The organism is Streptomyces sp. NPDC005799, assembly GCF_040630525.1.
GTDB lineage: Bacteria > Actinomycetota > Actinomycetes > Streptomycetales > Streptomycetaceae > Streptomyces > Streptomyces griseorubiginosus_B.
Genome location: NZ_JBEXXQ010000007.1, coordinates 203,235 through 229,149, shown reverse-complemented (window position 1 = coordinate 229,149; position 25,915 = coordinate 203,235). Strand labels below are relative to the sequence as shown.

27 protein-coding genes and 1 pseudogene are annotated in these 25,915 nt (G+C 70.5%); 15 read left to right on the top strand and 13 right to left on the bottom strand.

Annotation, left to right across the window (positions count from 1 at the left end):
* Positions 1 to 65 precede the first annotated feature (65 nt).
* Together ABZ453_RS09765 and ABZ453_RS09760 are read left to right on the top strand one after the other, a co-directional pair.
* Positions 66 to 935: a DUF5134 domain-containing protein gene (locus tag ABZ453_RS09765; protein WP_359013363.1), complete on the top strand. Its 870-nt coding sequence runs from the start codon at positions 66 to 68 to the stop codon at positions 933 to 935.
* A 557-nt stretch (positions 936 to 1,492) separates the two neighbouring features.
* The gene (locus ABZ453_RS09760) at positions 1,493 to 1,801 is read left to right on the top strand and encodes a heavy-metal-associated domain-containing protein (RefSeq protein ID WP_359013362.1); all 309 of its coding nucleotides are present in this window, start codon (positions 1,493 to 1,495) and stop codon (positions 1,799 to 1,801) included.
* Positions 1,802 to 2,391: 590 nt separating this feature from the next.
* Here the strand turns inward: ABZ453_RS09760 and ABZ453_RS09755 are convergent.
* The 4 genes from ABZ453_RS09755 to ABZ453_RS09740 form a co-directional block, all read right to left on the bottom strand.
* Positions 2,392 to 3,300 carry a M56 family metallopeptidase gene (locus tag ABZ453_RS09755; RefSeq protein ID WP_359013360.1) on the bottom strand — a complete coding sequence of 303 codons (909 nt, stop codon included), beginning with the start codon at positions 3,298 to 3,300 and terminating at the stop codon, positions 2,392 to 2,394.
* Positions 3,297 to 3,527 (bottom strand): hypothetical protein, encoded by a 231-nt coding sequence (locus tag ABZ453_RS09750; protein WP_359013358.1) that lies wholly within the window; start codon positions 3,525 to 3,527, stop codon positions 3,297 to 3,299. The genes ABZ453_RS09755 and ABZ453_RS09750 overlap by 4 nt, the downstream gene beginning before the upstream one ends.
* A 234-nt stretch (positions 3,528 to 3,761) precedes the next feature.
* Entirely contained in the window at positions 3,762 to 4,535 is a 774-nt protein-coding gene (locus ABZ453_RS09745; protein ID WP_359013356.1) for a DUF5995 family protein, read from the bottom strand.
* 191 nt (positions 4,536 to 4,726) lie between these two features.
* Complete coding sequence (locus ABZ453_RS09740; protein ID WP_359013354.1) at positions 4,727 to 5,566, bottom strand: hypothetical protein; 840 nt, start codon at positions 5,564 to 5,566, stop codon at positions 4,727 to 4,729.
* Positions 5,567 to 5,828: 262 nt separating this feature from the next.
* On the opposite strand from ABZ453_RS09740, the gene ABZ453_RS09735 reads away from it, so the two are divergent.
* Together ABZ453_RS09735 and ABZ453_RS09730 are read left to right on the top strand one after the other, a co-directional pair.
* A complete protein-coding gene (locus ABZ453_RS09735; protein WP_359013353.1) occupies positions 5,829 to 6,179 on the top strand; it encodes a hypothetical protein in 351 nt (116 codons plus the stop codon).
* Positions 6,176 to 7,189 (top strand): Gfo/Idh/MocA family oxidoreductase, encoded by a 1,014-nt coding sequence (locus ABZ453_RS09730; RefSeq protein ID WP_359013351.1) that lies wholly within the window; start codon positions 6,176 to 6,178, stop codon positions 7,187 to 7,189. Before ABZ453_RS09735 ends, ABZ453_RS09730 begins: the two co-directional genes overlap by 4 nt.
* A 120-nt stretch (positions 7,190 to 7,309) precedes the next feature.
* On the opposite strand, the gene ABZ453_RS09725 is transcribed toward ABZ453_RS09730, so the two are convergent.
* Both ABZ453_RS09725 and ABZ453_RS09720 read right to left on the bottom strand, forming a co-directional pair.
* Complete coding sequence (locus tag ABZ453_RS09725) at positions 7,310 to 9,226, bottom strand: N-acetylmuramoyl-L-alanine amidase (RefSeq protein WP_359013349.1); 1,917 nt, start codon at positions 9,224 to 9,226, stop codon at positions 7,310 to 7,312.
* 254 nt (positions 9,227 to 9,480) lie between these two features.
* Positions 9,481 to 10,020: an isochorismatase family cysteine hydrolase gene (locus ABZ453_RS09720; RefSeq protein WP_359013347.1), complete on the bottom strand. Its 540-nt coding sequence runs from the start codon at positions 10,018 to 10,020 to the stop codon at positions 9,481 to 9,483.
* Positions 10,021 to 10,168: 148 nt separating this feature from the next.
* On the opposite strand from ABZ453_RS09720, the gene ABZ453_RS09715 reads away from it, so the two are divergent.
* On the top strand, positions 10,169 to 11,023 hold the full coding sequence (locus tag ABZ453_RS09715; protein WP_359013345.1) for a DMT family transporter: 855 nt from the start codon (positions 10,169 to 10,171) through the stop codon (positions 11,021 to 11,023).
* Positions 11,024 to 11,168: 145 nt separating this feature from the next.
* Positions 11,169 to 12,701: an MFS transporter gene (locus ABZ453_RS09710; protein WP_359013404.1), complete on the top strand. Its 1,533-nt coding sequence runs from the start codon at positions 11,169 to 11,171 to the stop codon at positions 12,699 to 12,701.
* A gap of 54 nt (positions 12,702 to 12,755) precedes the next feature.
* Here the strand turns inward: ABZ453_RS09710 and ABZ453_RS09705 are convergent, their stop codons facing one another.
* Both ABZ453_RS09705 and ABZ453_RS09700 read right to left on the bottom strand, forming a co-directional pair.
* Complete coding sequence (locus tag ABZ453_RS09705) at positions 12,756 to 13,181, bottom strand: DUF6003 family protein (protein WP_359013344.1); 426 nt, start codon at positions 13,179 to 13,181, stop codon at positions 12,756 to 12,758.
* A gap of 101 nt (positions 13,182 to 13,282) precedes the next feature.
* Positions 13,283 to 13,489, bottom strand: coding sequence for a hypothetical protein (locus tag ABZ453_RS09700; RefSeq protein ID WP_356765428.1), 207 nt, complete (start codon positions 13,487 to 13,489; stop codon positions 13,283 to 13,285).
* Positions 13,490 to 13,621: 132 nt separating this feature from the next.
* Here ABZ453_RS09700 and ABZ453_RS09695 point away from each other — a divergent pair, with 132 nt between their 5' ends.
* Entirely contained in the window at positions 13,622 to 13,954 is a 333-nt protein-coding gene (locus ABZ453_RS09695; protein ID WP_359013341.1) for a hypothetical protein, read from the top strand.
* A 384-nt stretch (positions 13,955 to 14,338) separates the two neighbouring features.
* Here the strand turns inward: ABZ453_RS09695 and ABZ453_RS09690 are convergent, their stop codons facing one another.
* Positions 14,339 to 16,687: a glycoside hydrolase family 95-like protein gene (locus ABZ453_RS09690; protein ID WP_359013339.1), complete on the bottom strand. Its 2,349-nt coding sequence runs from the start codon at positions 16,685 to 16,687 to the stop codon at positions 14,339 to 14,341.
* A gap of 209 nt (positions 16,688 to 16,896) precedes the next feature.
* Between ABZ453_RS09690 and ABZ453_RS09685 the strand changes: the two genes are divergently transcribed.
* Both ABZ453_RS09685 and ABZ453_RS09680 read left to right on the top strand, forming a co-directional pair.
* Positions 16,897 to 17,763, top strand: a complete 867-nt coding sequence (locus ABZ453_RS09685; RefSeq protein ID WP_359013337.1) for a hypothetical protein — start codon at positions 16,897 to 16,899, stop codon at positions 17,761 to 17,763.
* A gap of 48 nt (positions 17,764 to 17,811) precedes the next feature.
* Positions 17,812 to 18,348: a hypothetical protein gene (locus ABZ453_RS09680; protein WP_359013335.1), complete on the top strand. Its 537-nt coding sequence runs from the start codon at positions 17,812 to 17,814 to the stop codon at positions 18,346 to 18,348.
* Between the two features lie 88 nt (positions 18,349 to 18,436).
* Here ABZ453_RS09680 and msrA read toward each other — a convergent pair whose 3' ends face one another.
* Complete coding sequence (msrA, locus tag ABZ453_RS09675; RefSeq protein ID WP_359013334.1) at positions 18,437 to 18,949, bottom strand: peptide-methionine (S)-S-oxide reductase MsrA; 513 nt, start codon at positions 18,947 to 18,949, stop codon at positions 18,437 to 18,439.
* A 187-nt stretch (positions 18,950 to 19,136) separates the two neighbouring features.
* Here msrA and ABZ453_RS09670 point away from each other — a divergent pair, with 187 nt between their 5' ends.
* The 3 genes from ABZ453_RS09670 (at position 19,137) to ABZ453_RS09660 (ending at position 20,726) form a co-directional block, all read left to right on the top strand.
* The gene (locus tag ABZ453_RS09670; RefSeq protein WP_359013402.1) at positions 19,137 to 19,493 is read left to right on the top strand and encodes a PRC-barrel domain-containing protein; all 357 of its coding nucleotides are present in this window, start codon (positions 19,137 to 19,139) and stop codon (positions 19,491 to 19,493) included.
* 25 nt (positions 19,494 to 19,518) lie between these two features.
* Positions 19,519 to 19,692, top strand: a complete 174-nt coding sequence (locus ABZ453_RS09665; RefSeq protein WP_359013332.1) for a hypothetical protein — start codon at positions 19,519 to 19,521, stop codon at positions 19,690 to 19,692.
* Between the two features lie 68 nt (positions 19,693 to 19,760).
* Positions 19,761 to 20,726 (top strand): YihY/virulence factor BrkB family protein, encoded by a 966-nt coding sequence (locus ABZ453_RS09660; protein WP_359013330.1) that lies wholly within the window; start codon positions 19,761 to 19,763, stop codon positions 20,724 to 20,726.
* Between the two features lie 33 nt (positions 20,727 to 20,759).
* Here the strand turns inward: ABZ453_RS09660 and ABZ453_RS09655 are convergent, their stop codons facing one another.
* Positions 20,760 to 21,716 carry a helix-turn-helix transcriptional regulator gene (locus ABZ453_RS09655; protein ID WP_359013328.1) on the bottom strand — a complete coding sequence of 319 codons (957 nt, stop codon included), beginning with the start codon at positions 21,714 to 21,716 and terminating at the stop codon, positions 20,760 to 20,762.
* Positions 21,717 to 21,962: 246 nt separating this feature from the next.
* On the opposite strand from ABZ453_RS09655, the gene ABZ453_RS09650 reads away from it, so the two are divergent.
* Complete coding sequence (locus ABZ453_RS09650) at positions 21,963 to 22,391, top strand: ANTAR domain-containing protein (protein ID WP_359013326.1); 429 nt, start codon at positions 21,963 to 21,965, stop codon at positions 22,389 to 22,391.
* Positions 22,392 to 22,489: 98 nt separating this feature from the next.
* Complete coding sequence (locus ABZ453_RS09645; protein WP_359013324.1) at positions 22,490 to 23,380, top strand: SDR family oxidoreductase; 891 nt, start codon at positions 22,490 to 22,492, stop codon at positions 23,378 to 23,380.
* A 220-nt stretch (positions 23,381 to 23,600) separates the two neighbouring features.
* Here ABZ453_RS09645 and ABZ453_RS09640 read toward each other — a convergent pair whose 3' ends face one another.
* On the bottom strand, positions 23,601 to 23,744 hold the full coding sequence (locus tag ABZ453_RS09640; RefSeq protein ID WP_359013322.1) for a hypothetical protein: 144 nt from the start codon (positions 23,742 to 23,744) through the stop codon (positions 23,601 to 23,603).
* Positions 23,745 to 24,164: 420 nt separating this feature from the next.
* Here ABZ453_RS09640 and ABZ453_RS09635 point away from each other — a divergent pair.
* A pseudogene (locus ABZ453_RS09635) lies at positions 24,165 to 24,346 on the top strand (penicillin-binding protein); the annotation flags it as partial.
* A 58-nt stretch (positions 24,347 to 24,404) separates the two neighbouring features.
* Here the strand turns inward: ABZ453_RS09635 and ABZ453_RS09630 are convergent.
* Positions 24,405 to 25,757 carry an alpha-lytic protease prodomain-containing protein gene (locus ABZ453_RS09630; protein ID WP_359013320.1) on the bottom strand — a complete coding sequence of 451 codons (1,353 nt, stop codon included), beginning with the start codon at positions 25,755 to 25,757 and terminating at the stop codon, positions 24,405 to 24,407.
* Positions 25,758 to 25,915: the final 158 nt, after the last annotated feature.

The following is a 25,915-nucleotide window of genomic DNA, read 5'->3' as shown; positions in this document are numbered from 1 at the left end:
CCTTCGACACGCCGTTCGTACTAAGGGCCATAGCAGTTGAAGGCCTGCAGTCGATCGGGAAGGTGATGATGGGAAGCCTGGCTCTCAGTTGGTCCATCGCGGCAGTCGCCGCCCTCGTGGCCGCGGTCAGCGCCGTCCGGGTGGTGACCACCAGAGGCGAGACCCGGTTCGCGGCGGGTGGTGAACTGGCCATGGGCCTGTGCATGGCCCTCATGGCCCTGCCTGCGACGGTCGCCTGGTACGCGGGCCACGGCATGTGGTGGGTGGTGGTGTTCACTCTGCTGGGGCTCGGCGGTGCGGCGCTGGCGGTCAAGCACACCCGTACGTGCGGATGGAAGCACGGCCGCCACTGGGTGCATCTCATCGCGGGAAGCTTCGGTATGGTGATCATGACGCTTGCCATGACGCCCACATCGTCCGGCCCGGTGCTGGCTCTGGGCTCCTCGATGGCGGACATGCCCGGAATGGAGAACATGCCGGGCATGCAGGATGTCGCCGCGAACACCGACACCTCGGGCATGGAGGGGATGCAGGGCATGGCCGGCATGGAGTCCATGCCGGGGATGAACATGCCCGGCATGGACTCCGCCGCCGTGCCAGCCTCGTCGTCGATACCCTTGTGGCGTTGGGTGATCGTGGCGCTCGCCGTGTACTTCGCCCTGATGATCGGCGCGTCCGTCTGGGCCCGGATACGGGGCACCGACAAGAACCTCGCCGCCGGCCGGACCTGGAGTCGCTGGCTGCTCGCCGTACCGGACACGCTTCTCGTCTTCCTCGCGTCCCTCACACTCTCGGTGTGGGACAAGGCCCGCACGGGCGAGGGCACCGCTCACGGCCGCCGCCGGAAAGTCGGCGCCGCCCCGCAGGCCGCCCTGGCGGCCCATGTCGGCATGGGCGCGACCATGTCCGGGATGCTGCTGACGATGGCGACCTGACGACGGACACAATGACTGCAAGCGATCGGCCGGCGCTCGCGATGGACGCCACGGACTCCCCGACGTCGGCGGACAACGGCGACAGCGGACGTTGTGGTCCGGATACTCCCACCGACAGAGGGTGGCCAGATACCCCTGGGGGTATGCTGTTGCCGGGCCGGGAGGACGGGGACGCCGTCCTCCCGCACACCGATCCCACGCGTTCACACCGAGGTTGACTTCTCTCCCAGCTGAAGCAGGGAGATTCTTCCCTCGCGGGTTGAGCTTTCTGCTTCTCAGACAGCAGCTGCCCCGAACTAACGGCAAGGGACGTGGGTACGCCCAACAGTCTTACGCCAGCTCCACAGACCTGACATCCCGCCAGCCCGGCGGTAGGCCCGGCCAGCTTGGTCATCGCCGACCGGACGCTACACAAACTACCACCTACCTGCGGGTGGTTGGCGGTGAACGCCGATCCGCCCTGACGGCGAATCGGCTTTTCCTCCCCTGCTCGGCAGGAGTCGGTTTCCTCCCCCACCAGAAGGCGGGGGTATCCGCGGAGGAATCCCGATGAAGCCATGACCGATCAGACGCCCTCCACCTCCGGCTCCTGCTGCGGCGGCTCGTCCTTTGGCTCCGACAGCACGCCCGACGTCCACGACATCCGGGCCACCGGCGTCACCACCGTCTACCAGGTGTCAGGCATGACCTGCGGTCACTGCGAGGGCGCCGTCTCCAAGCAGATCGCCGCCCTGGACGGCGTGATCGCGGTGCAGGCCGTCGCCAAGTCCGGCCAGGTGACCGTCACCTCCGCCGCCCCGCTCGACGAGTCGGCCGTCCGCGCCGCCGTCGACGAGGCCGGCTACGAACTCGTCGGTCAGGCCTGACGGCCCCCCGGGGCGCCCAGCCCCGAGGCACGACGCGCACTCCCTCCCGTGCCGGGACCCATCGCTCCGCCAATACGGACGCTGCGCGTCCCGGCCCCCCTGGAGATACGCATGACCAGCACGGCTCCCGACAAGACGCAGTCCCCCACAGCATCCGTACCCGCAGCATTCGTACCGGCAGCATTGGCACCCTGGCCGCCCTCGGCATGCTCAACCCGATGATCGCCGGAGCCGCGATGGCGTTCTCCTCGGCATTCGTAGTCACCAACAACCTGCGGCTGCGCGCCTTCAGGTAGGCATCGGCGAAACCTTGTTGGCACAGGCGCCCGGATCACGACCGGGCGCCTCGCCGTGTTCCACTCGTGGACAACGGTGCCGACGGAGCGCGACGTGTCACGCGATCGGCGTAAAACTAGTCTGCTTAGTAATTAAAGAGTAGGGTGACTGCGACACCTCATGGAACTCCGGAAGCCCCCGCTCGTTGCGCTGGCTCCCCGGCGTCTTTCAGGAAGGCGGTCGGGGGTTCCCGGTGAGGTGATCCTGCTGCGCGAGAGCGCAATTGAGGGATGTGCGGGCCCTGCTCAGGTGAGTCAGGGCCCGCATGCCAGCAGCAGGGGCAGCAAGGGAGCCACGACCGTGGCCGCCAGGATGCCCAGCCACGTCGCACGGTTCGGCCTGGGTTGCGGCGTGAGAATACGGCGCAGCCGGATGAGGGCGCCCGATCCGCCGGCCCCCAGGGCCCCATGAGGTGCCCGCCCTGCCGCGACCTCGTACATGGCGCTGGCCAGCGCATCCCTGGAGTGGTACCGCAGGGCACGGTCGTCGGCGATCATTTCCAACAGCAGGTGCGTCTGCTCCTTGGCGTGCTGGGCCAGCGGAAGACCCCGAAAGGCTCGGGAAAAGGCGTCGACCAGGACCTTCGGCACATGGTGCCGCCCGGCGATATGAGCCCGTTCGTGTTCGAGCACGGCGCGCAGCTGGACTTCGGAGAGGGTGTCCAGCGCACCGCTGGTGACCACCACACGGGAGCGGCGGCCCGGCAGGCAGTACACGGCCGGAACCTCGTATTCGACGACCGTGGCACCGTACTTCGGGGACGGCCTGCCGACAAGAGCGAGCATGTCCAACTGGCGCCAGCGGGCACACCGGGCCCGCCAGGCGCAACGGACGAGCCAGCCCACCGGCAGCAGGAGGACACCCACAGGAGCGGCGAGCACCAGCACGTCACCGAGGCTGGGCGGTCCGTCACTCGCGGGCGCGTCAGCGGCCAGGCCGCAGGCAGTGAGCAGTCCGACCAGCCCGTCGTGCACGTGCTGCTCGGTGAGCGCCAGGTGGTAGACGGCCAGGGCGGTGGCGACGACGAACGTGGCCATGAGCGCCTGCCAGGCCAGAACCGCGGCGGTCGGCGCATGATGAGTCCATTGCGCCCGCGTCAGCAGGGGTGGCGCCACGGCGCCCACCAGCACCGCGTATCCGGCCAGCGCCACGGCTGTGATCATGCCTCACTCCGCCTGTTCGCCCTTCGGAGAGCCGAGCGTAGCGCCTGCGTCTCGTCCGGCGTCATCTCTTCCAGGAAACTGACCAGGGTCCCGGCCGGGTCCGGATCGCGGCCCAGCGCCTCGTGCATCAGGGACGCCGTGTACTGCCGGCGAGTGCGGTTGGGCGTGTACACCCTGGTCCAGAGACGGTCATTGATCTCCGCCTCCCGCTCACCCAGTTGACGCACGACCGCTCCCTTCGCTTCCGGAGCGCGAGGCCTCCGGTACCGGTGCGCGTTCATCGTAGACGGCGAGGTCCGGGTGCTCTGCGCGGTCGTGGGAGAGGAGGCGTCCGGCAGCGACGCCGGTCGCTACGCCCGCGAGGCGGTCCCCCGCGCCGGCCGCGTACGGCACCGACGCGCGGAAGGGCGGGGAGGACCGCACGGACGGAGCCGCGGGGCACGGATCGGCGTGAGTGTCTGTCACCGGGCCGAAGCGTGCTCCATGGCCTGGTCGAGGTGCGTGATGACAGCCGCTACGTCATCGCTTTCGGTGCGCCGGATCAGCTCCAGAGCCGGCCGAACCAGACCACCAGGCCGCGCGATCAGCCGTGCCAGCACGGCCGCCCGGATGTCAAGGCGCTCGATGGTGGCCTCACGCTCCTGATCGCTCTGACCGGCCAGCAGTACCGCGTTGTACCACGCCTCCTCGCGCGACTGGCGGATGCTGAAGTCGAGGATCCGCTCGTCGGTGCGGCCGCCGACCTTGTCCAGCAACGACATGAAGGGCGACAGGGCGTCGACCGAGTCCTGCACGGCCAGCACCACCCGCCCGAGGATGTCGTTGATCAGCAGGAAGTCGTGCCGCAGAGCGTGGATGTCCTCGCCGGGGCTGGTCCGCGCGGCGGCGACGGCCAGGTCGAGGTTGATGTGCGCGTTCACGCCGAGTATCAGGTGCTGGACGATGATGGTGTCGTCGTCCTTGAGCAGCCCGAACGCCTCGCGCCAGCAACGCGGCCCACTCTGGTCCCGGCGCCAGGCGTCGTACGCCTCGAAGTAGCGGTTGCCGAAGTGCGTGTCGAAGCGGTCCATGCGGGCGCCGTCCTCGAACTGCCCGGCGTGGATGGCCGAACGGACCTCAACGGTCACCTGCCGGTACAGCGCCGCGAAGTAGCCGATCCGGTCACCGGCGCGGCCGGCGTCCCGCACGATGTCGGCAAGTCCGTTCACGACATCGTCGATGTTCTCCGCCGCCATGCTCAACCCCCGTCTGCTGTCTGCTGGTTCGGCAAACCTGTCGTACCACGACACACCGCGGTGGGCCCCTGCGCCGCAGGCAACGAGACGAGAACTCTTTTGCTGCAAAGGGCCGTTCACTGGCACGACTTCGCTGGGGCGGCTCGTCGGAACGCAGAAGCGCGTGTGCCGGTGTCGCACCACCGACACTGTCAGGGCTGTTGGGCGTACCAGGTCAGGTCGTCAGCCATGGTGGGCAGATACCTGTTGCGGTCCGCCAGGAGAACCGGGTCCCGGTCGTCGAGGTTCGCGTCGAGAACTCGGTGGGCGGCCCGGCGCCACCGCTCGAAGGTCTCCGGCGACGCGGTCGCGAGCCGGTGGACGTCGGTCACCCGCAGCCGACCGCCCACACCAGCGGGCCGTACCCGGCGCAGTGCCTCACCCGACAGCAGGTCCAGCACCGGGCTCAGCGGCACCTGGTCGCAGCGGGGCAGCTCCTGTTCGGCGCAGGCCGCGTAGAGGGCCAGGGCGACGAGGACGACGGTCATGTGCGCGTCGAGGGCGTTGCCGCCCGCGGGCGGGTACAGCCACTCGTAGACGTCTCCGTCGGTGGGCACCGCCCAGACGCACAGTCGCCGTGCCCAGTGGAGGCAGTCGGTGAGCGGCGCGATGCCGGTCGTGGTCACCACCCGGCCTTCCCAGCGCAGTTGACGCTCGGGGGCGTCGGGCGGGGGCGGGTACAGGGTCCGGTCCTCGGTGATCCGCGGCAACATGTCGATCTTGACCGCCGCGCCCGGAAATCGGCCCTCCGCGCCCTGCGCCCCCAGGTGGAGCAGTTGCCGCACCCCGCAGGCGGCCACCTCGGGGTCGGTCCATTCGTGGCCCTCTGCGCATTCCAGGTACGCCTCGCGCCCGCGAGCCACCAGGGTCAGCCCCGTCGTGCGACCGCAGCGGGGGCAGTACAGCGGCTCCTCCAGTACGTCGTCGATCAGATCCCCGTATTTGGCCACGACGATCTCCCCGCTGACGGACACGCGGACCAGTCCCTGCACGTCACGTCCCTTCGAGCGGACCGCTGGACCACTGTCCTACCCGAGCGGTGAGCGAATATCCGCCCACGCGCTGTCGGCAACCCCGGGAGGCACGGCCGGGCCCCGGGGCACCGTCCTGTCGTGCCCGCGCGACCTCGACATCGCGCGCCGGCTGTTCGGTGAGGTGGTCCGGGTCCACGCCGTCCAGCCCGGCCATCTCACCTCCCCCGCCCCCGAGGGAGCCGTGGCCTGAGGTACCGCCGTCTCCACCCACAAGAGCGGGGTGATCAGCCAGGTGGTGGGTGTGTGGGCGCCGCCCGCCACCCCGTTCCGCACCACGTTCCACGTCGCCGGTACCGGTGGCACCCTCAGCCACGACTCACTGGCCTCCCCCGGTCTGCGGGTCACCGGCAGCGACCGGGACGCCGCCGGGGCCGACGGCATCCCGTCGGGCGACTTCGGCCAGTCCCCGTACGCCCTGCAGATAGCCGAGTTCGCCGCCGCCTTCACCGGGCGCGGGCCCGAGCCTCGAGTGAGCGCAGGGGACGGTGTGGCGGCCGTCCGCATCGCCGAGGCCGCCGCCGTGTCCGCGCGCACCGGGCGGGCCGTGCGTCTCGAGGGGAGCCCCGCGTGAAAGTCGCCGTTCTGTCCTTCGCCCACGTCCACGCCGCCACCTACCTCACCCTGCTGCGCGAGCGCGAGGACGTCGATCTCGTCGCCGCCGACCCCGACGCCCCGACCGGCGCCCCGGACCGCGGCGCGGCCCTCGCCGAGCGGCTCGGCGTGCCGTACGCCGCCACCTGGGACGAGGTGTTCGCCCAGCCGCTCGACGCGGTCGTCATCACCAGCGAGAACGCCCGCCACCGCGCCCTCGTCGAACGAGCCGCGGCGGCCGGTGCCCATGTGCTGTGCGAGAAGCCGCTGGCCACCACCGAGGCCGACGCCCGCGCCGTCATCGACGCCTGCGCCCGTGCCGGGGTCGGCCTGATGACCGCCTACCCGGTCCGTTTCGGCTCCGCCTTCGCCGCGCTGCGCCGGGCCGTGGCAGACGGCTCGCTGGGCCGGGTGATCAGCGTCCACGGCACCAACAACGGCCGCAATCCGGCCCGTTCGAGCCCGTGGTTCGGCAGCCGCGAACTCGCAGGCGGCGGCGCGCTGATGGATCACACCGTGCACATCGCCGACCTGCTGGACGCGCTCCTGGAGGGCGAACAGGCCGCGGAGGTCTACGCCCAGGCCAACGCCGTCCTGGACGCCGACCTCGGCCTGGACGTGGAGACCGCGGGACTGGTCACCATCCGCTACCCCGGCGGCACGGTGGCCGCCGTGGACTGCAGCTGGAGCCACCCGCGGGACCATCCGACCTGGGGCGGTCTGACGCTGACCTGCGTGGGCGAGCGGGCGATCGTCGAACTCGACGCCTTCCCCCGGCTGTTGGACGGCTTCGACACCACCACCGCCCGCGCCCGCTGGGAACCGGGGGGCGACGACCTGGACACGGCGATGCTCGACGCCTTCCTCGACACCGCCCGCACCGGCCGACGCCCTGCCCCGGACGGGGAGGCGGGCCTGCGGTCCCTGCGGGTGGTACTGGCGGCGTACGAGTCACTGCGCACGGGCCGGCCGGTGGCACTGCCGGGCTGATGTCGGCCTTTTCGGTCGCACGGGGGCAGGTCCTCCCGGGGGCCCGGGAACGACCGGTGCCCAGGAGGCGGGATCCTCCTGGGTACCGGGGTCGTCCGTCGGTGTGCTCTCAGCCGGATGTCAGGCGTCCGTGGCCGTGACGGCCGCCGCGTACACGAGGGCGACGCGGTGGTTGTACTGAATGGTGTACATCGCCTTGGCGCCGGTGACGACCCGCCCGCTGGAGGGGAAGTAGTCGTCCGTGAGGGACGGTGCCGTGGTCGCCACGTAGGCCTGGCCGGTGGGCACGGTGTACATGCTCAGCGGAGCCTGCGTGGAGGGCGACAGACCCGAGGGGTACTCGGAGGCGTCGGGGTAGCTGGAACCGTACACCGCCACCGGGGAGCTGCCGGCCGCCGTGATCACCTTCACGCCCTGGGCCGGCGCGGTGTTGCAGCCGTCCGGGTTGTAGAACCACACCTTCGCGCCGCTGTACCAGATGGCGGTCCAGTCGCCGTCCTGGTCGGCGACGACGAACTGCTGACCGGCCACGGCCGTGCCGCCCCAGTCGTTGATGCGGTCGGTGCCGGCCGCGCCGGGGTGGATGGCCTGGTCGCCGAAGAGCGGGGCGGTGTCGCTGGGCTCGGTGCGCAGGTAGACGAAGTTCGCCTTCTGCTGCGTCTCGGTGCAGGCCGTGGTGGCGCCCGTCGGGTCGTCGGAGGGGCAGATCTGGACGGTCTGCAGGTTGGCGTCGAAGCGCGGGGCGATGGTGACGACCGAGCCGACGGGACCGACGCCGTGGCGCCCGGTGTGCACCCCGAGCAGGTTCATGAAGTGGTTCCAGTCCCAGCCCGGGCCCGGGTCCCAGTGCATGCCGGAGACGAGGGAGGACTTGGGGCCGGCGACGTTGTCGTGGCCGATGATGTGCTCGCGGTCCAGCGGTATGCCGAAGCGGTCGGCGAGGTACTTCACCAGGTCGGCCGTGGCCTCGTACTGCGCCTCGGTGTACCAGGTCGCGCCGTGGGCGGCGTAGCCCTCGTGCTCGATGCCGATCGAGTGCATGTTGGTGGAGTAGTTGCCCGCGTGGAAGGCGAGGTCCTTGGTGGGGACCATCTGCGTGACCGCGCCGTCGGAGGAGCGCATCACGTAGTGCGCCGCGGCGCCGCCCGCCTGCTCGAAGGTGGTGATGGCGGCGTCGTAGGAGCTCTCGGTGTCGTGGATGACGATGGTGTCGATCCGGATGCCGTTGGCGGGGCGGTTGGAGACCTGGCCGTTGGACGGCGACGCCGGAACGAAGGTGCAGGCGACGGTGGTGGGGCACTCGGTGGTGGCGTCCGCCGCGGCCTTCAGGTGCAGCGACGTCAACTGGCCGGTGGCCGGGCGCACATCGGTGTCGGCCGTCAGGGAGACGCGTGTGCCGTCGGTCGTGGTGCGGTGGGCGCCCTTCTTCATGGTGGCGAAGACGCGGTCGGCGAAGGCCTCGGCGCCCTGGCGCCGGGTGGACTGGCTGTAACGGGCCACGGCCGCGTACCAGTTGCCGGGCTCCGCGGAGGTGGAGCCGGTCGCGGCCTTCTGGTAGGAGGCGAGCAGGGCCGCGCCGCCGCGGATGTTGGCGGACGGGTCGGTGCGCAGCTTCCGCGCCGACAGGCCGGTCAGCTTCGCGGCGGCCTGCACGGTGTGCAGGGCCGGGTCGGCGGCCAGCTTGGTCAGGTCGCCGCGGCCGGCCGCGCCCGCGTCGCCGCCGGCCATCATGGCGGGGGTGACGTCGGTCAGGTGCATCGGCCCGTAGCCGCCGTCCGTGCTGTGCTGCCCGGGGTGGGTTTCCCAGGCGGACTCCTGGTACGCCACCGCGAGCAGCACCTGGCGCGGGACGTGATAGGCGTCTGCGGCGTCCTTGAAGTCCTGCTGCAGACCGGTCGCCGCGGGCGCGGCCGCACCGGTGGCCAGTGCCGTCATCGGCACCGCTATGCCGCCCCCGACGGCGAGCGCGACCGCGGCCAACAGGCTCACACGGCGTCGCTTGGACGCGTGTCCGCGCCTGGTACTGCTTGTGGTCATGAAGGTCCCCCGGACCTGAGAGAGATCGAAATGGCCGGGCGGACAGCACATATGACGGCGCGTCAGGTGGTCGACCGACTACGAGTACGCGCACCTCTGCACGAACTCTGCGCCGCTGTCCGTCGGCTTCTGCGAAGTGGATGATCCACCTCAGGGGGAACTCGCGTCAACCTCGGTCCGGGGAAGGGCAGTTCACCACTACAGAGGGTCCTGACACGACCACGGTTCCGGAACGCGCAGCGGGCGGGCTGTGCTCAGCCGCGCCACAGATCGTCGCCGTCACGCACCTGGGCGCCCATGTTGCGTTCCATCATGCGCAGTGCGGCCTGGGCGAGGTCGGCGTGGATGTGGGCCACCGCGTCCCGGGGAACGGTCACGTCGAAGTGGCGGATGTGGGCGTCCAGCGCCGAGTAGAGAATGCACTGCTCGGTGACCTGCCCGCACAACACCAGGTGGTCGATGCCCTGTTGGGAGAGCAGATAGTTCAACGGGGTCTCGAAGAAGACCGAGTGGCGTGCCTTGACGACGAAGAGGGAGCGGTCGTCGGGCACGAGCGGTTCCACGAGTGCCGCGCGCGGACCGGACAGGGCCTTGTCGAGGAGTTCGCCGTGGTGCGAGCGCCATTCGCCGAAGTTGTCGTTGACGTAGATGACGGGTACGTCGTTGTCGCGGGCTCGCTCCAACAGCGCGGCCACCCGTGGGACGACCTCCGTGACCGAGGGCAGCAGCAGGTCGGCGTCGGCGTGATCATAGGTGTTGATCATGTCGATGACGATCAGTGCGCTCTTGCCCATACCCACCAGGGTGCCCCGCTGGGGGAAGCCATGCAGACTTCGGCAAGATCCCGCATGCCCGAGCACCGGCCGCCTCGTAGGCTGAGGGCTGCTTGAGGCCAGAAGGGGAAACCGGACAGGGCCCTGTACCTCCCAGCCGAGGCGCCGCATGATCGAGTTCGCCGCTGTCTTCGCCGTCGCGGGCGCCGCGAGCAATGCCATGGGCACCGCCTTCCAGCGCAAGGCGGCCTCCACCGCCGACAAACGGGGGCTGCGCCTGCTGGGGGAACTGGTGCGTCGGCCCGCCTGGGTGATCGGCATGGCCGGCGTGATCGGCGCCGCGCTCTTCCAGAGCCTGGCCCTGGTCAACGGCCCCCTGGCCCTGGTCCAGCCGCTGTTCATCCTGGAGCTGCCCTTCGCCCTCATGATCGCCGCGCCGCTGATGCACCGACGGCTGCCCGCCTGGGGCTGGTGGGGAGTGAGCGCCGTGGTGGCGGGCCTGGCGCTGGTCCTCGCCTCGGCCGCCCCGCACGGGGCCACCGACCAGGCCTCGCCGGCGCGATGGATCGTCGGCCTCGGCCCCTGCCTGGGGGCGGTGGCCGCCACCGTCCTGCTGTCCGGCCAAGGCCGCCCGGCGGCGGCGCGGGCCGCCCTTCTGGGGGCCGCCGCCGCGATCGCCAACGCCGTCACGGCCGCCCTGCTCAAATCGGCGACGGGCACCTTCGCCGACCACGGCCTCACGGCCTTCCTCACCTCCTGGCAGACCTACGGCTTCGCCCTGGCCGGAGTCATGGCGGTGCTCCTGCTGGAGAACGCCCTGCAGGTCGGCCCGCTGGCCGCGTCCCAGCCCGCGCTGACCATCGGCGACGCGACGGTGAGTCTCGCGCTCGGCGTCGTGCTGTTCGACGAGGAGATCCGCACGGGCTGGTGGCTGGCGCCGGCCGCGCTGGGCGCCCTGCTGATCGTCACGGGCGTGGTGGTGCTGAGCCGCGCGGTACAGGCGATCGTCGTCCTGGAACAGTGAAAATCCGCAGGTCGAGAACGTATCGGATGCGGCATCGGGACTGTGGGCGCATCCTGGTCGGGTGATCGGTAGAAACACCGAACGCGCCGGGAGCAGAGCTGCTCACGCCGCTCCCGCGCCCTCCCAGTCACTGGCTCTCGCCGCCATGATGTTCGCGGTGGCGATGACCTTCATCGACCAGACGATCGTGTCCATCGCGGCACCCGACATCGTCTACGAGCTGCACCTGAGCGCGTCGGGTATGCGATGGGTGGTCAACGCCTATCTGCTGGCCCTGGCCGCCTTCTTCGCCCTCGGCGGACGCCTCGCCGACCTGTTCGGCCCACGCCGTGTCGTGGTCATCGGCACCCTGGTCTTCGTCGTCTCCTCGGTGCTGTGCGGCTGTGTCCCCCAGGGCGACTACGCGCTGACCTGGCTGATCGTCTTCCGGGCCACGCAGGGGCTGGGCGCCGCGCTGCTCTTTCCCGCGGCGCTGGCGGTGGTCGTGGCGGTCTTCCCCGTCCAGCGCCGCGGCCGGGCCCTCGCCCTGTTCTTCGGGCTGACCGGCGCCCTCACCGCGCTGGGCCCGCTGCTCGGCGGCTGGCTGACGTCCTGGACCTGGCGCGCGATCTTCTGGGTCAACGTGCCCGTCGCCGTCGTCGCCCTGATCCTGACCGCCCTCGCCCATATCTCGGACCGCCGTCGCGACGAGACACTGGATGTCGTCGGCGCCGTACTGGTCGCAGCCGGTATGGGACTGAGCGTGCTCGGCTTCCAGCAGGCGTCGGCGTGGGGCTGGGACAGCGCCGCGACCTGGGGGTGCATCATCGGCGGTCTGGCCGTACTGGCCGTGTTCTGCCGCTACGAGCTGAGGACCCGTCATCCTCTGATCAACCTGGCGGTCTTCCGCGACCGCGCCTTCACGGTCGACTCACTGGTGCTGTTCTTCGCGATGCTGGCGTTCGTCCCGCTGTTCTTCTTCGCCTCCGTCTACGCCCAGGTCTCCCTCAGCGCCTCCCCCAACCAGGCCGCCCTGTTCCTGCTCTACTTCTTCGCCGGGTTCGCGATCGCCTCCCAGTGGGGCGGCCGCATCCTCGACAAGCAGGGCGCACGACCGGCCATGAAGATCGGTTGCGTGGTCGGCGCCGTCGGCTTCGCCCTGTGGGCGGGCAAACTCACCGACCTGTCCATGCACGACCAGTGGCCCTACGCGGCACTCGCGGGCGCCGGAATCGGCTTCATCCTCGCCCCCGCCTCGACGGACGCCGTCAACCGCTCCATCGACGCCACCTACGGGGAGGTCACCGGCATCACCCAGACCGTCCGCAACTACGCCGCCAGCATCGGTCTGGCCGTCTTCGGAACCGTGCTGAACCACGCCATGACCGACAACGTCGTGCACAGCCTCACCGCCCGTGGCCTGTCCTCGACCGCCGCGCATTCCGTGGCGCAGGACGCCGCGGAAGTGATCGCGGGCAACGCTGACGCGCGACAGCCCACCGGTTCCGGTACGGCGGCGACGATGATGCGGGATGCGATGTCGACGATCCGCATGGACTTCGCCGAGGCCAACCAGTGGGTCTTCTACGGCATGGCCATCGCCCTGGGCATCGGCTACTTCTGCGCGCTGCGCCACCCCGGAGGCACCGCCCAGGCCGAGAGGGAGCAGCCGTCCACGGCGACGCCGGTCCACCACTGATCCGGGTACGGCCCGGTTCGGCTGAGACTGAGGGCGGCCAAGGCGGGCGTGTCGTCAGCCGCGCGCCGCCTCCGTGACCGTCGCGGGATCCACTCCGGTCAGTTCGACGATGCGGTGCGGCGGGACACCGGCGGCGAGAGCGCGTCCGATGAGGTTGTCGCGGCCGTCGGAGCAGTCGCGGTAGGCGAGCAGCTCCTGCTCGACCTGGGCGAGCGGCTCGGGTGTCAAGTGGTGGCGGACGCGGTTCAGTTCCTCGTCGCTGAGCGGGACGGGCAGCCGCTCGGCCCCCTCCGGAATGGCCCCGGTCTCCTCCGGCGGCAGCAGCCGCAGATGCGGAGAGGTCGGGGTGCTCTTCTGTGCGTCCAGCCACGCGCGTACGGCGGGCGTCTCCATGCAGGCGAGGTCACCGACGGCCGCGGGGGTCACCCCGAGCGGCGCGGAGACGTCGCCGATCAGGAACAGGTAGGCGTCATCAGTCATCGTCGGCTCCTTCTCAACGGGGGCTGATCGACGTCCCATTACCCCGCCGCGCCCGGATTACCGCGGGCTCACCGTGTCGAGTGAACGCGGCTGTCGGGGCCTCAGGCCGCGTCCGGCTCACGCCGTGCCGACTCCGGCGCGGGCACGTCACGAGACTTCTGCAACCCGCCGGGGATCAGCTTCAGATGACGCCGCGCATGCGCGTGCCGCGGGGGGCCGGGCGCCGCGGTCACCCAGTCCTCGACACGGTCCATGACCAGCAACAGCCCACCCAGCAGAGGAACCACCAACACCGCCACGACAATCACAACGCCACCCTCCGTCGGCTTCCGTGGACCCCGGGTGCCCGGCACACGGCGGAAGACCCGCCGACGGGATGTGAAGGTGCGGTGAAGTCGCCTCGAGCGTCGGCTGTTGTGACCGTCTGCCAGGATGTGGCCATGCCCACCCCGGTCGTTGAGATCCACGTGCCCCTGCTGTCCCCGCCCGATCTGCCCGACGGCTCCGACCCGTTCCCCTGGATCGAAGAGATAGAGGGCTTCTTGGAGGACCTCGAAGAGCAGAGCGAGGTGGAGGTCTTCGATGACGGGGAGGAATACGGGGACGTGTACGTCTTCTTCGTCACCGGAGCCGACGAAGAGGCCCTTCTGAACGTGGCGTCTCGTGTCGCCGCCTTGCCCGACGTGCCCTCGGGAACCTTCGCGGTGGTCAGTGACGATCAGGCCGAGGAGTTCGGGCTGGGGCGTCGGGTGGGGTTGCCGCGGCGAGCATGAGGAACCGGCGGTTGTCGTGTGGCTTGCATCGTTTCACGAGGCGTGCCTCGATCTATGTCTGCTTCCCGTGTCGTGCGGCTCAACGATGCCGCACGACGGCTGCTGCCCCAGGTCGCCCACGGGCACCTGCTGCGCGAGACCGTGACGGTGTGGCTGTCCGACGCCCACCAGCGCCTGCCCGACAGGCGGCCGGACGCCGGCGCTCGGCTCCTCCGCTCAGCGACGTCGGCGATCGTCACCTCGAGGTGTCGGCGGTCCGTGTCGTCGAGCCGGCTCAGAACGCCCTGGACAGCAGGCGCGCGCTCGGAGGTCCTGTCCGAGGTCTCCACAGCCCTGCTGTCGACGCCGCTGCCGCCGCTGACGAAAGGGCCGAGGGACGCGCGCCTAGGCGGGCAGCCCCCAGCGCGGTGCGTCCTGATTCGGTCGTACAGGAGTGATGGTCAGGTCGGGGTGGTCACCGCGCGCGGTGATGAGCGCGGTCTCGCCCCTGTGCAGCGCGATCCTGATCGCTCCGTCGCCGGCTTGCGCGTACCGGAGCGGGCTACCCCGTTCGTCGCGCACCTCGACCGGCCCATCGATGCCGTGCCGTACGACGCAGGGGGCGCCGGCCTCGCTGTGCAGCCGCACCCAGCGGGTGGTGCCGGACTGGCGGCGGGCGCCGAGCAGGAAAGCGCCCTGGGTGCGGAAGTCGTGCACGACCAGGTCCGCCCAGGCGGCGGGCAGCGCGGGGAAGACCCGGATGGTGCCGCCCCAGGACTGGCAGATCATGTCGTGCAGCGACTGGGCCGCCGACAGGGGTGTCTCGATCACCGGGCCCGACTCCTGGTACATGGTGTTGGGCTGGATGAAGCGGGTAATGAGTTCGTCGAGGTAGTGCAAGGCGTCGTCGCCCTTGCCCAGCAGCGCCGACATCGAAGCCGCTCCCGTGAAGGTGTAGCCCTGCAGGGCGCCTTCGAAGCCGACCCAGTGGGCCAGTGACTTCTCGATCAGAGCGCGTTCGTCCGGACTCCGGCCGGTCACCTCGTAGAGCGGGTAGACCGCGAGCAGATGCGAGTAGTGGCGGTGCGACTTGGCGAACGGGATGTCCGCACCGATCATGAAGCCGTTCGCATCCGTGGGATACGGCACCCGTTTGGCCAGCACCTCCCGCCAGCGGGGCACCAAGGGGTCGTCGACGCCCAGGAGTTCGGCCGATTCAACGAGGGTGCGACAGCCCCAGGTCAGCAGCATCAGGTCGTAGTTGCAGTCCCGGGAGTCGCCGCCGTACTCCGGGGAGAAGGTGGCGGGCAGGTGGAGTCTGCCGTCCGGGCCGGGCTCGAGGAAGTGCAGGTAGTAGTTGATCGCCTTGCGGAGGAGGGGGAAGAGGACGTCTCGCAGGACGGAGGTGTCCATGGTGTGGCGGTAGCTGAGCCATACGTTGTGCAACGCCCAGGTCAGATCGCCCACTTCGGGGGTGGGCGGGTCCTGGCCCGGGATGCCGACGCCGTAACCCATGAGCGGGCTGGCCGCCCCGTTGACCAGATGGGGATCGGTGGTGCGGGGGATGCCGAGCGAGTCGCTGCGGTACGGCTGCGCCACCTCGGCGGCGAGGTTGCCCCGGTACTCGCTCAACGCCCGTGTGATGGCGTCGAGTTCGAGATGGTTGGAGCCGTGGATGAGCCAGTACTCGAGTTGGGCGTTGAGGTTCCACCAGGTGTTGGGCCACGGCGTCGGCTCCAGCCAGGGGCCGCTGGTGGCCATCACGGGGGCGTCGCGGCGGGCGGCGGAGGCGGCCTTGTACAGCTGGAGCCAGTAGAAGCGCTGGATGCGGGCGTCGGGCACGGACAGGAAGCTCTTGCGGTAGTACGAGCGCCACCAGGCGCGGTGGGTGAGCGCGAGGGCGTCGTAGGGAAGTGGGGCGGTGGTGCGGATCGTCCTGAGCGCCCTGTTCAAGGCCGTGGTCTGCGGATAGGAGTGCGCGACGTGCGCGTACAGCGTCCGGCTCCGGCCGCTGGAGCGCTGGCGCCACGCGGTGACGTGCTGCCCGCCCGACAGCAGCGGCTGGACGGCGGCGCTGACTCCGTCGTGGTCGGCGACCTGGGCGGGAGGGTTGCCCCGGTAGCCGTCCGGGAGCGGTTTGAAGGCGGCTCGTGGGCTGATCGCGTCGGCGGGATGGAAGACCCAGCGAAAGCCGGTCTCGCCCTCGCTGGGCGTCACTTCCACCGCCAGGACCGAACGGTCGTTGTGGACCAGGGCGCGCAGCGCCAAGGTGCCCTTCTCGGTCGTCAGTGTGCCGGTCAACTCGGCGTCGCGCAGGGACAGCCGCCAGTCGATGCCGGTGATCGCTCCCACCGGCTCAAGGGTGAAGTGGCCGATCGGCAACCGGGCCAGGCCGAAGAGGGAACCGAACTCGGGGCGGTGGTCCTGGACTTCGGAGTGCTGGACGTTGAAGCGCACGGCCGTCGCGGTGGCGCCCGGCTCGGCGTAGATGCCGGAGCCGAGGAAGCCGTTGCCGAGGAAGGGGCCTTCGTACCAGGCCGTCGGCATCCGCTGCCACACCATGTCCGCGTCCTCGAGAACGGAGCGCCAGGGGTCGGAGGTGTGCGAGGGATACGGTGCGGACGCCGCTGACCCGCTCTCGTCGGCCGACGCCCGCGGGGCGGCCAGACCCGCCGTCAGCAGCGCGCCGCTCAGGGCTGATCCGGTGGCGAGGACGGAGCGTCTGGACGGATCGGGCACGGAGGGATGGGACACGGCGCCTCCAGACGGCTCGGCTCTGAAATTCATCGGATCTATCTCGCGATGGAACATAGGGTTGCGACTGGAGGGTGTCAACAGAGCGGGAGAGGCCCGATGTATCGAAGGGACCGCGGAGCTTGTTATGACCGTGGTCATAGCCCATGCTTACTGTCGGCAGCGCACTGAAGGACGCGTGTTCGGATCGACCGGCAGGAGGATGCGGCATGGGGACGAGCACGGCACGGGCGATGTGGGAACGGCTTGAACCGGTTCACGATCTCGTCTACTTCGCGCCCGAAGCCCGCCGGGCCGCCGACGACCTCGGGATGCGCGGGTTCTGGATGGGCTACTTCGCCCTGCGGGCGGCTCCGCTCGGCGCCGTACCCGCCTCCGTCGTCACCGCGTGCTTCTACGTCTTCCACCCCGATCGCGTGGCACGGGCGCTCCCGGACGCCTGGCAGTACGCCGCCCCACCGGACGTCCTGGCGGCGCGCGAACGCGCCATGGAGGCGGCCATGACGGGCCTGTTCGGCCCCGCCGTCATCACCTCGGCGGACATGGCCGAGGCCGCGGACCTGGCGTGGAACGCCGCCGCAGCCGCCGACACCGCCGGACGGCCGCTGGCAGCCGCCAACCAGGCCCTCGACCGCCCCCGGCAGCCGCACACCCGCCTCTGGCAGGCCCTGACCACCTTGCGCGAACACCGCGGTGACGGACATGTCGCCACGCTCGTCGCCCATCACCTCTCCCCCGTCGCAGCCATGGCCCTCAAGGCGGCGACGGGGGATTCCGACGCCGCGCTGCTGCGCGAGAGCCGCAAGTGGGATCTGAGTGACTGGGCCGCGGCCGAGGGGGAGTTGCGGGAGCGCGGCTGGCTCACGGAAGACGGGGCGCTGACCGCGGAAGGCACAGCCGCCCATGACGCCGTCGAGGCGCAGACCGATGCCCTCGCCGAACAGCCCTGGCAGGCCCTCGGCCAGGAAAACACCGCGCGTCTCGCCGAGTTGCTCACGCCGTTGGCCGCGGCGGTACGGAAGTCGGGGGTGCTGCCCTCCGGCAATCCGGTGGGGCTCACCGACACCACCGTCTGAGCCACGCGACCGGTCATATCGCTGTCGGCGTTCCCATCAGGAGCGCAGGTGTGGCTGAAGGGCTGGACGACCTCCGCGCACGCCTGTGTGCCCGGCCGGCGTGTCGACGTGCCCGAGGGCAACGGATGGCAGCGGCACGTGGATCCCGACTACCTCAACTCCCTGCCAGCCCACTGGGCCGCCGCCCAGTACCGGGACGGTCCTCCGCAGGATCTGTCCGCCATCGAGCGGGCCCACGTCGCCCGCGGGCACGCGTGGCGGCAGGCGCCGGGCGCCCGGGCGGGCTATACGCACGCGCAGACCACCAAGCCCCACACCCCGGCCGTCGCCCTGGGCGACTCCCCGTCCGGCCTGGCCGCCTGGATCCCGAGAAGCTGCGCTCCTGGACGGACCGCCTTCACGATCTTCCCGCGGGACCTCGTCCGCGCCCCACGCGAGTTCGCGGCCCGCTTCTTCGACGCCCGCTCCTGGATCGAGGAGCCTGTGGGCGGCCACTCCGCGGCATGGGAACTGTACGGACGGTACGCCTCGGGCGTCGTACTACTACTACGCCGCACAGCCATTGATCTCGCCGACGGTCGGTGAACCTGCGCGGACTGGCCACAGCGGGTGCGTATACCGCTGATGGCCAGTCCGTCTTACGGGGCCTCCCCGACGACCGGGGCGGAGGGGCTCAGCCTTCGGTCCGGGCGGGCAGGCGCCACCCCGGGCGGGGGAAGTGGCAGGTGTAGCCGTCGGGGTAGCGCTCCAGGTAGTCCTGGTGCTCGGGCTCGGCCTCCCAGAAGGGGCCGACCGGCTCGACCTCGGTGACGACCTTGCCCGGCCACAGGCCGGAGGCGTCCACGTCGGCGATGGTGTCCTCGGCGATGCGCTTCTGCTCGTCGTCGACGTAGTAGATCGCGGAGCGGTAGCTGAGGCCGATGTCGTTGCCCTGGCGGTTCTTGGTGCTCGGATCGTGGATCTGGAAGAAGAACTCCAGCAGGGCGCGGTAGTCGGTCGCCTCGGGGTCGTAGAGGATCTCGATGGCCTCCGCGTGGGTGCCGTGGTTGCGGTACGTCGCGTTCGGCACGTCTCCCCCGGTGTATCCGACCCGGGTCGCGGTCACGCCCGGGAGCCGGCGGATCAGGTCCTGCATTCCCCAGAAGCATCCGCCCGCCAGCACGGCCCGCTGCGTCTGTGCCGCCATGTCGGCTCCTCCCATTGTCTGTCGCCTCGGTCACTCGCGCTGATCGCCCATGCCGTCGGCGTCCCGTCTTTGCGCATACAACAGCGCACGGAGGGCGTGAACAATTCCTCGCACGGCCTTGTTCGGGGCGGTCCCGCGCAGACATCAATGCCACGATCGGGGGTACCCCCAGCATCGGAGGCTGATGATGTTCGAGGCAGGCGACATCCGCGAATGGCGCGGACACGACGTGGTCGACCCCAGTGGCCACAAGATCGGCACCCTGGAAGCGGTCTACGTGGACACCGGGACCGACCTACCCTTCTTCGCGACGGTCACCGTGGGTCTGCCCACCCGTCGCCGCCTGGTGTTCGTTCCCTTGTCCGGCGCGACCGTCGGCCCGGGGTACCTCAAGATCACCCATCCCCGGGACGTGGTGAAGAAGGCCCCCACCATCGACACCGACGGCGAACTGCCGGCCACCGACGAGCCGGACATCTTCGCGCACTACGAGCTCGACTACTCGACCGGGGCGGGCGGCGCACGCCGTCTCGCCCGCCGCTGACCCCCCGACACCGCCGGGAGCGCCGATGAGTCTGTTCCTGCTCCTCATCCTCGTGGCCCTCGTTCTGGGCATCATCGGATTCGCCGCCCATGGCCTCTTCTACCTGCTGATCATCGGCGCCGTCCTGCTGCTCGCCGACCTCGCGTACGGGGCCATGCGCTTTCGCCGCGGAGGACGCAGGCACCGCATCGTACGCTGACGCGGTCCCACCGAGACGTTCGGCCTGCCGCAGGGAGTCTCGGGGCGGGTGGAGGGAGTCTGTGCGCGATGGGAACCGCCGTCCATGTCCCCCAGACGAAGGACATGATCGGGGAGGAGCTCTCCGGCGACGAGGCGCTGAGCGCGCTGCGGCACTACGGCAGTCTTCGCCTGCTGCTGGACTCCTTCGCCCGGTTCCGCTACGCCGACGGTTTCACCAACGCGCGGGCCCTGGCCTTCCAGATCGTGCTCGGACTGGTCCCCTTCACGCTGGCCCTCGTAGGTCTGGCCACGTTCGTGCACACCGACGCGGTGGGCCGGGTCGTCGAACGCGCCCTCGGTGACATCGTGCCCGGCACCGGCGCGAAGGTGCTGCACGAGGCGTTCGCCGGAACGCGGCGCACCGCGCACGGCGGTGTCTGGAGCACCCTCGCGCTGTGGCTGGGACTGGCCTTCGCTCTGCTGAACCTCGCCTCGGCGATGGGGCAGATCGAGCGGGGCGCCAATCGCATCTACGGCATCGAACGCGATCGCCCCTTCCCGCACAAGTACGGCCGTGCCCTGCTGCTTTCCGTGGCTGCCGGGCTGCCGTTGGTACTCGGGTTCGTGGTGCTCGTGGCAGGCAGGGCGGTCGGAGAGGCCGTCGCCGAGGTCCTGGGCACACCGGGTGCGAACGGCCGGTGGTGGGACGTACTGGAGATACCGGTGGGGCTGGCGCTCGCGTGGATCGCGTCGGCGGTGATCTTCAGATGGTCGCCGCGCCGCAGGCAGCCGGGCTACACGTGGCTCGCCTTCGGCAGCGCCGTCCATCTCGTGCTGTGGATCGCGGCCACCCTGCTGCTGTCCCTGTACATCGGCAAGAGCGCGGCGTTCGGCGCCGTGTACGGCCCGTTGACCGCGTTCATAGCCCTGCTGCTGTGGGCGAACGTCACCGGGATCGCCCTGTTTCTCGGAATCGCCTTCGCCGCCCAGCTGGAAGCGGCGCGCGCCGGGATCAAGTCGGCCGTGCACCCCGACCCGGGGCCCGGATCCTGACCCCGCCGGCCGGCCGACCCCAGCCTCCAGGCGTCACCCGTCCCGCAACGTCCGCTGCGGCGAGCGGCCGTAGGCCTCGCGGTACAGGGCCGCGAAGCGGCCGGCGTGGTGGAAGCCCCAGCGGGCCGCGACGTCGGTGACCGTGGCTCCCCGGGTGGGGTCGGCGTCGGTGAGGTCCTGGTGGGCGTGGGCGAGACGGATCCGGCGCAGGTGGGCCAGGGGGGTGGTGTCCAGGTGGCGACGGAAGGCGTACTGGAGCGCGCGGACGGTGACATGGGCGGCGGCGGCGATGTCGGCGACCGTGAGGGGCTCGTCCGCGTGGTCGCCCATGTAGGACAGCGCCCGGCGCAGGGCCGCCGGATGGGAGTCCCGGCGGTCGGAGGAGGTCGGGTCGGTGACGGCGGTGTTGGGGAAGGTGGCCAGCACGGTCGCTGCCAGGTGTTGTGCGGCCGTGGAGACGATCAGCGGATGCTCGACGCCCCATGGGTCCGCCAGGACGTGGTCGCGCAGGTAGGTGATCGTGTGCGCGAGCCGCTGTGCGGCGGCCGGGGAGTACGGCCGGTGACCGATCAGCCGTACCGGCGCGCCACCGAACCCGCCGTCGGCGGCCACCTGCGACAACACGTCCGGGTCGAGCATCGTGATGTTGTAGCGGGCGCTGCAGATGCGTCCGGCGTACGGCAGTTCGGGCGGTGCGAAGGACACCACGTCACCGGGGCCGAAGGCGTCCTCGACGCCCTGGTAGCGGTGGTCCTGGATGGTGCCCTCGTGGACCAGGCAGAGGCAGATCCGCCCCAGCGGGGTGACCGCGTAGCTCATGTCGAAGTCGAGGTCGAGCTCGTCGACCGTGACAGGGCCGAGGGTGCTGCGGCTGATCCGGGCGCGGCTGCTGTCCTGGCTGCCGTTGCCGATGTGCATCTTCGCGTAGGCGCGGCTGAGGAACTCCTCGGTCCGGCCGAGGTCGTCGCTGTCGAAGGTGATCGTTTGCACGTCGGCCTTCTCCCCTCACTGGTGAAACGACCCGTCACCGCAGGTCAGGGCGGTTTCGTGGGCGCCTGCGCCGTCTGTGCGCCGTCAGGAACAGGCAGGTTTCGTTTTCTGGCTACTGCCCCCGGGAGTCTTCGTTATACGGCTGGCACCCGTGATCAGTGCGACAGAGGGTGGAGAGGAGTGACTCAGTGCTGACGTTCGCCGCCGGTGCGGCTCTGTGAGCAGGGAACGGGAAGGCAGCCTCACATGGCCCCAGCAGATGATGCGGCCGACAAGATCGCCGCGCTCCAGGAGGAGGTCGACCAGCTGCGGCAGGCGCTGGTCTCGCATGCCGCCGTCGACCAGGCGATCGGGGTGCTGATGGCCGCGGCGCGTCTGCGTTCCCAGGAGGGCTGGGAGGTGCTGCAGTTCGTCTCTCAGCACACCAACATCAAGCTCAGGGAGATCGCCCAGCACGTCCTGCGGTGGGCCGAGGACGGTGAGCTTCCCGACGCCGTCCGTACCACCCTCCATACCGCGGTGATCACGACCCGGCGGCAGCGGCTGCGGCTCGCTTCCCGCTCCGGGCAGGGCGGGAGGGATGGACGGCACCGCCCGCGTTCGGCTGCCGACTCGCGCATGGCCAACTCGGTGTGGTCCGGCAAGACCGCCGAGATCTGCGACTGCGGCGGGTAGCCGGCCTGGGCGGTCGCAGGCGGCCGGACGGCTTTTCGCGGCCGGGGATCCGGGAACCCAGTGGCCGTGCGTACCGCCCGGACGAACAGGAGGCCGGCATGAGCCACGAGCACGACGTGCAGCAGGACCCGACCACCCAGCATCCCCAGCCCGAGTTCCCCTCCCAGGACCAGCCGCATCCGGGCTGGACCGGGCCGATGGACCCGCCGCCCGACCACGGTGAGGACTCCTACCGCGGCACCGGCCGCCTGTCGGGCCGCAAGACGGTGATCACGGGCGGGGATTCCGGCATCGGACGGGCCGTGGCCCTCGCCTACGCGCGTGAGGGAGCTGACGTGCTGTTCACGCATCTGGAGGAGGAAGCGGACGACGCGCGGGAGACGGCGCGGCTGGTGGAGGACGCGGGCCGCAAGGCGGTCGCCGTCGCGTGCGACATCCGCGAGGAGGACAACTGCCGGGCGCTGATCGACCGAGCCGTCGCGGAGTTCGGGCACATCGACGTCCTGGTGAACAACGCGGCCTTCCAGATGTCGCAGCCCGACGGCATCGAGGCCATCACCACCGAGCAGTTCGACCGCGTCATGCGGACCAACCTGTACGGCATGTTCTGGCTGACCAAGTTCGCCCTGCCGCACATCCCGGAAGGCGGCAGCGTCATCAACTCCACGTCCGTACAGGCGTACAAGCCCAGTCCGCATCTGCTGGACTACGCGATGACCAAGGGCGCGATCGTCACCTTCACACAGGGGCTGGCCCAGATGGTCGCGGAGCGCGGCATCCGCGTCAACGCCGTTGCGCCCGGGCCGGTTTGGACGCCGTTGATCCCGGCCACGATGCCGGACACGGCGGAGTTCGGCAAACAGACGCCCATGGGCCGTCCCGCTCAGCCCGCCGAACTGGCCCCGGCGTACGTCTATCTCGCCTCCCAGGAAGCGAGCTACATCACCGCGGAGATCCTCAACGCGACCGGTGGCACACCGCTGCCGTGACTCCCGTGTGACTCGAGGAAGTCGATCCAACCCGTGAGGCTTCTGGTTTGTCTTCAGGAGTGCGGCGGCAACCAACCGCCACGGACGAGCACTACGGCGCCTCCCTGTGCGGCTGGACGACAAGGAGTCACGAAGATCACGAGACGAGCGAGTCGGGCCGCCGGATTACGTCGGCCTGCCGGCGGGACGCTGAGGGCCGCCGTGCTGCTGGGGGCCGGGCTCACGTCCTCGGCCACGGAGGCGCCGCCGGGAACGCCGTGGAGGCGCCGGCGTCCGTCGACGCGAACACCGGCTCGCGGGTGGTGACGACCTCGTACGACCTGGGCGACAGCGCCTTCACCGATCCGCAGAGCGGCACGGTCATAGAGGTACGCGCGGTGGTGCACTATCCGGGCCGGCTGCGGGGGGCGGCTGCCAGTGGTGGTGATGTCGCACGGCTCCTGGTACGCGTGCACGGAGACCGACGCCCAGAGCCGACCGTGACTACGGGGACCGGGCGCGTCTGTTCAACGTTCATCTGCGCCTGCTACGGCGGCTCGACCTGGGCGGTGGTCCGCTGGCCCGGCAACTCCCCGCGCTGTGCGGGCATCTGGACATGCGGCGCGTCGGGGCGCTGGGGCAACCGAGCCGATCCCGCCGATCGCCTTCGAGGTGTGCCTGCCCTTCCGCGAACTGGGCTACAGCCGGCCAGAGGTGGCGGAGGCCGCGGTACTCGACCATCGTCCGCACAGCTGGACCGCCTTCGAGACCACCCCGACCCGGCGGCTCGGCCTCTCCGCCTTCCAGGCATGTGCACACGGTGGGCTGGCTTCCGGCATCCGACCGCTGGTGGACCGCTGTACTTCCAGGCGTTCCTGGGGGTTTCGACCGGACACCTCCAGCGCGCTGGTGGCGGTGTGCACGCGGCGGTTTCGGGCCGACGACCCGTTCGTGGCGACCGTGTACGGACTGCTGACGGGCGTTTAGCCCTGTACCGGCTCCGCCCGGGCGCCACGGGGTGTCGCGCCCGGGCGGAGAGGGGGTGTCACAGACGCTGCCAAAGCGCCGGCGTGGCGTCGGGGGCCCAGGCGCTCTGCGCCTGGTGGCTCTGCAGGCACCGGTAGCGGGCCTGTCCCTGTGCCACCGTGGTGCCCACCCGGTAGACGCGTCCGGCGCTCCAGGCGTCGGTCGTCCCGGGGGTCTGCGAGGCGGCGGTCTGGCCGGTGGTCTTCAGGGTGAGACCGAAGTCGCCGAGCGTGGCGTTGATGGGCTGGAAGAAGGTGGTGCCGCCCCTGGTGCAGTCTCCGGAACCGCCCGAGGTGGTGCCCTGCGCCTGCGCGCCGGAGATGTAGGGGCCGCCGGAGTCACCGGGTTCGGCGCACACGTCCGTCTGGGTCAGGCCGTTGACGGTGCCCTCGGCGTAGTTGACGGTCGCGTCCGTCTGCTGGATGGTGCCGCAGTGCCAGCCGCTGGTGGAACCGGAGCGGCACACGGACGCGCCGATCAGCGCCTCGGCCGAACCGGCGACCTGCACCGTCTGTCCGTTGTCCGCCTTGACGTCGGGGGTGGCGGTCCAGTTGGCGTTGACGCCCACCCAGGCCATGTCCTTGCCGGGGAAGGTGGAGGCCTGGAAGGTACCCTGGTTGGTCTGGTCGAAGCCGGTGGTCTTCGCCCCGGGCCTGCCGCAGTGGCCGGCGGTGGCGAAGCCCTGCGTGGTGCCCTTGGTGACGGAGAATCCGATGGAGCAGCGTGCGGTGCCGTTGATGTAGTAGGCGTCCCCACCGACGAGGTCCTTCAGCAGGCGCGGACGGTCGGCCGTGACACGAACGCGGATGCGGTCGGCAGAGACGCCGGCGGCCTTGACGAACGCGGCCGCCGCCGAACGGCTTCTGGCCTCCACGACCACCCGGTTGGTACGGGCGTCCGTGTACCACACGGGGGTGTTGGCGGCGATCCGGTGGGCGGCCGCCTTGTCCAGCTTGCTCTGGGCCGTACGCAGGTCGTTCAGGGTCCAGCGGACGAGGGCCGGCTTGGCGCCCTGGGCCCGGATGGCCGGGAAGTCGGCGCGGGAGGTGGTGGCGACGCTCAGCTGGGTGGAGGCCGCGCCCTTGACCCAGGCGCCGGCGAAGCGGGTGCCCAGGGCGTTGTGCAGGGTGCCGGCCCGGGTACCGGCCTCCGCCTCGTTGACCAGGCGGGCGGACGCCTGAGTCGGCGTCAGACGCAGATCTCGCTCGAGCGCGCGCAGGACTTGGGCGGACGGCTTGTCGGCGCCGAGGGTCTGGGCGGCACTGGGGGCGGGGCCGGACGGCGCCTGGGCCGACGCGGCCGGGTGGAACGCGGTCAGGCCGAGGGCGACCAGGGCGGCGTTGCGGGCGAGCGCACGGGATCTGCCTGCCATGGGGGCGTACCTCCTACGGTGGGGCGCGGGTTCGGGTAGCCCCAAAGGCCTAGCCGTCCATGACGTGGGAGATGTCAACCGCTGCCCTTTTGCACAGTTCGGGGGACACCCGGGAGGGCATGTGCAGTAGCGGCCCGGCGGGTCAACGGTCGTTCGGG

Excerpts from the sequence above, each read along its gene's own strand:
- ABZ453_RS09765 (WP_359013363.1), top strand. The coding sequence starts at position 66 with ATGATGGGAAGCCTGGCTCTCAGTTGGTCCATCGCGGCAGTCGCCGCC.
- ABZ453_RS09710 (WP_359013404.1), top strand. The coding sequence starts at position 11,169 with ATGATGTTCGCGGTGGCGATGACCTTCATCGACCAGACGATCGTGTCC.
- ABZ453_RS09760 (WP_359013362.1), top strand. The coding sequence starts at position 1,493 with ATGACCGATCAGACGCCCTCCACCTCCGGCTCCTGCTGCGGCGGCTCG.
- ABZ453_RS09660 (WP_359013330.1), top strand. The coding sequence starts at position 19,761 with ATGGGAACCGCCGTCCATGTCCCCCAGACGAAGGACATGATCGGGGAG.
- ABZ453_RS09720 (WP_359013347.1), bottom strand. The coding sequence starts at position 10,020 with ATGGGCAAGAGCGCACTGATCGTCATCGACATGATCAACACCTATGAT.
- ABZ453_RS09640 (WP_359013322.1), bottom strand. The coding sequence starts at position 23,744 with ATGACCGTGCCGCTCTGCGGATCGGTGAAGGCGCTGTCGCCCAGGTCG.
- ABZ453_RS09705 (WP_359013344.1), bottom strand. The coding sequence starts at position 13,181 with ATGACTGATGACGCCTACCTGTTCCTGATCGGCGACGTCTCCGCGCCG.
- ABZ453_RS09695 (WP_359013341.1), top strand. The coding sequence starts at position 13,622 with ATGCCCACCCCGGTCGTTGAGATCCACGTGCCCCTGCTGTCCCCGCCC.
- ABZ453_RS09725 (WP_359013349.1), bottom strand. The coding sequence starts at position 9,226 with ATGACCACAAGCAGTACCAGGCGCGGACACGCGTCCAAGCGACGCCGT.
- ABZ453_RS09650 (WP_359013326.1), top strand. The coding sequence starts at position 21,963 with ATGGCCCCAGCAGATGATGCGGCCGACAAGATCGCCGCGCTCCAGGAG.
- ABZ453_RS09645 (WP_359013324.1), top strand. The coding sequence starts at position 22,490 with ATGAGCCACGAGCACGACGTGCAGCAGGACCCGACCACCCAGCATCCC.
- msrA (WP_359013334.1), bottom strand. The coding sequence starts at position 18,949 with ATGGCGGCACAGACGCAGCGGGCCGTGCTGGCGGGCGGATGCTTCTGG.
- ABZ453_RS09685 (WP_359013337.1), top strand. The coding sequence starts at position 16,897 with ATGGGGACGAGCACGGCACGGGCGATGTGGGAACGGCTTGAACCGGTT.
- ABZ453_RS09665 (WP_359013332.1), top strand. The coding sequence starts at position 19,519 with ATGAGTCTGTTCCTGCTCCTCATCCTCGTGGCCCTCGTTCTGGGCATC.
- ABZ453_RS09745 (WP_359013356.1), bottom strand. The coding sequence starts at position 4,535 with ATGGCGGCGGAGAACATCGACGATGTCGTGAACGGACTTGCCGACATC.
- ABZ453_RS09630 (WP_359013320.1), bottom strand. The coding sequence starts at position 25,757 with ATGGCAGGCAGATCCCGTGCGCTCGCCCGCAACGCCGCCCTGGTCGCC.
- ABZ453_RS09755 (WP_359013360.1), bottom strand. The coding sequence starts at position 3,300 with ATGATCACAGCCGTGGCGCTGGCCGGATACGCGGTGCTGGTGGGCGCC.
- ABZ453_RS09670 (WP_359013402.1), top strand. The coding sequence starts at position 19,137 with ATGTTCGAGGCAGGCGACATCCGCGAATGGCGCGGACACGACGTGGTC.
- ABZ453_RS09715 (WP_359013345.1), top strand. The coding sequence starts at position 10,169 with ATGATCGAGTTCGCCGCTGTCTTCGCCGTCGCGGGCGCCGCGAGCAAT.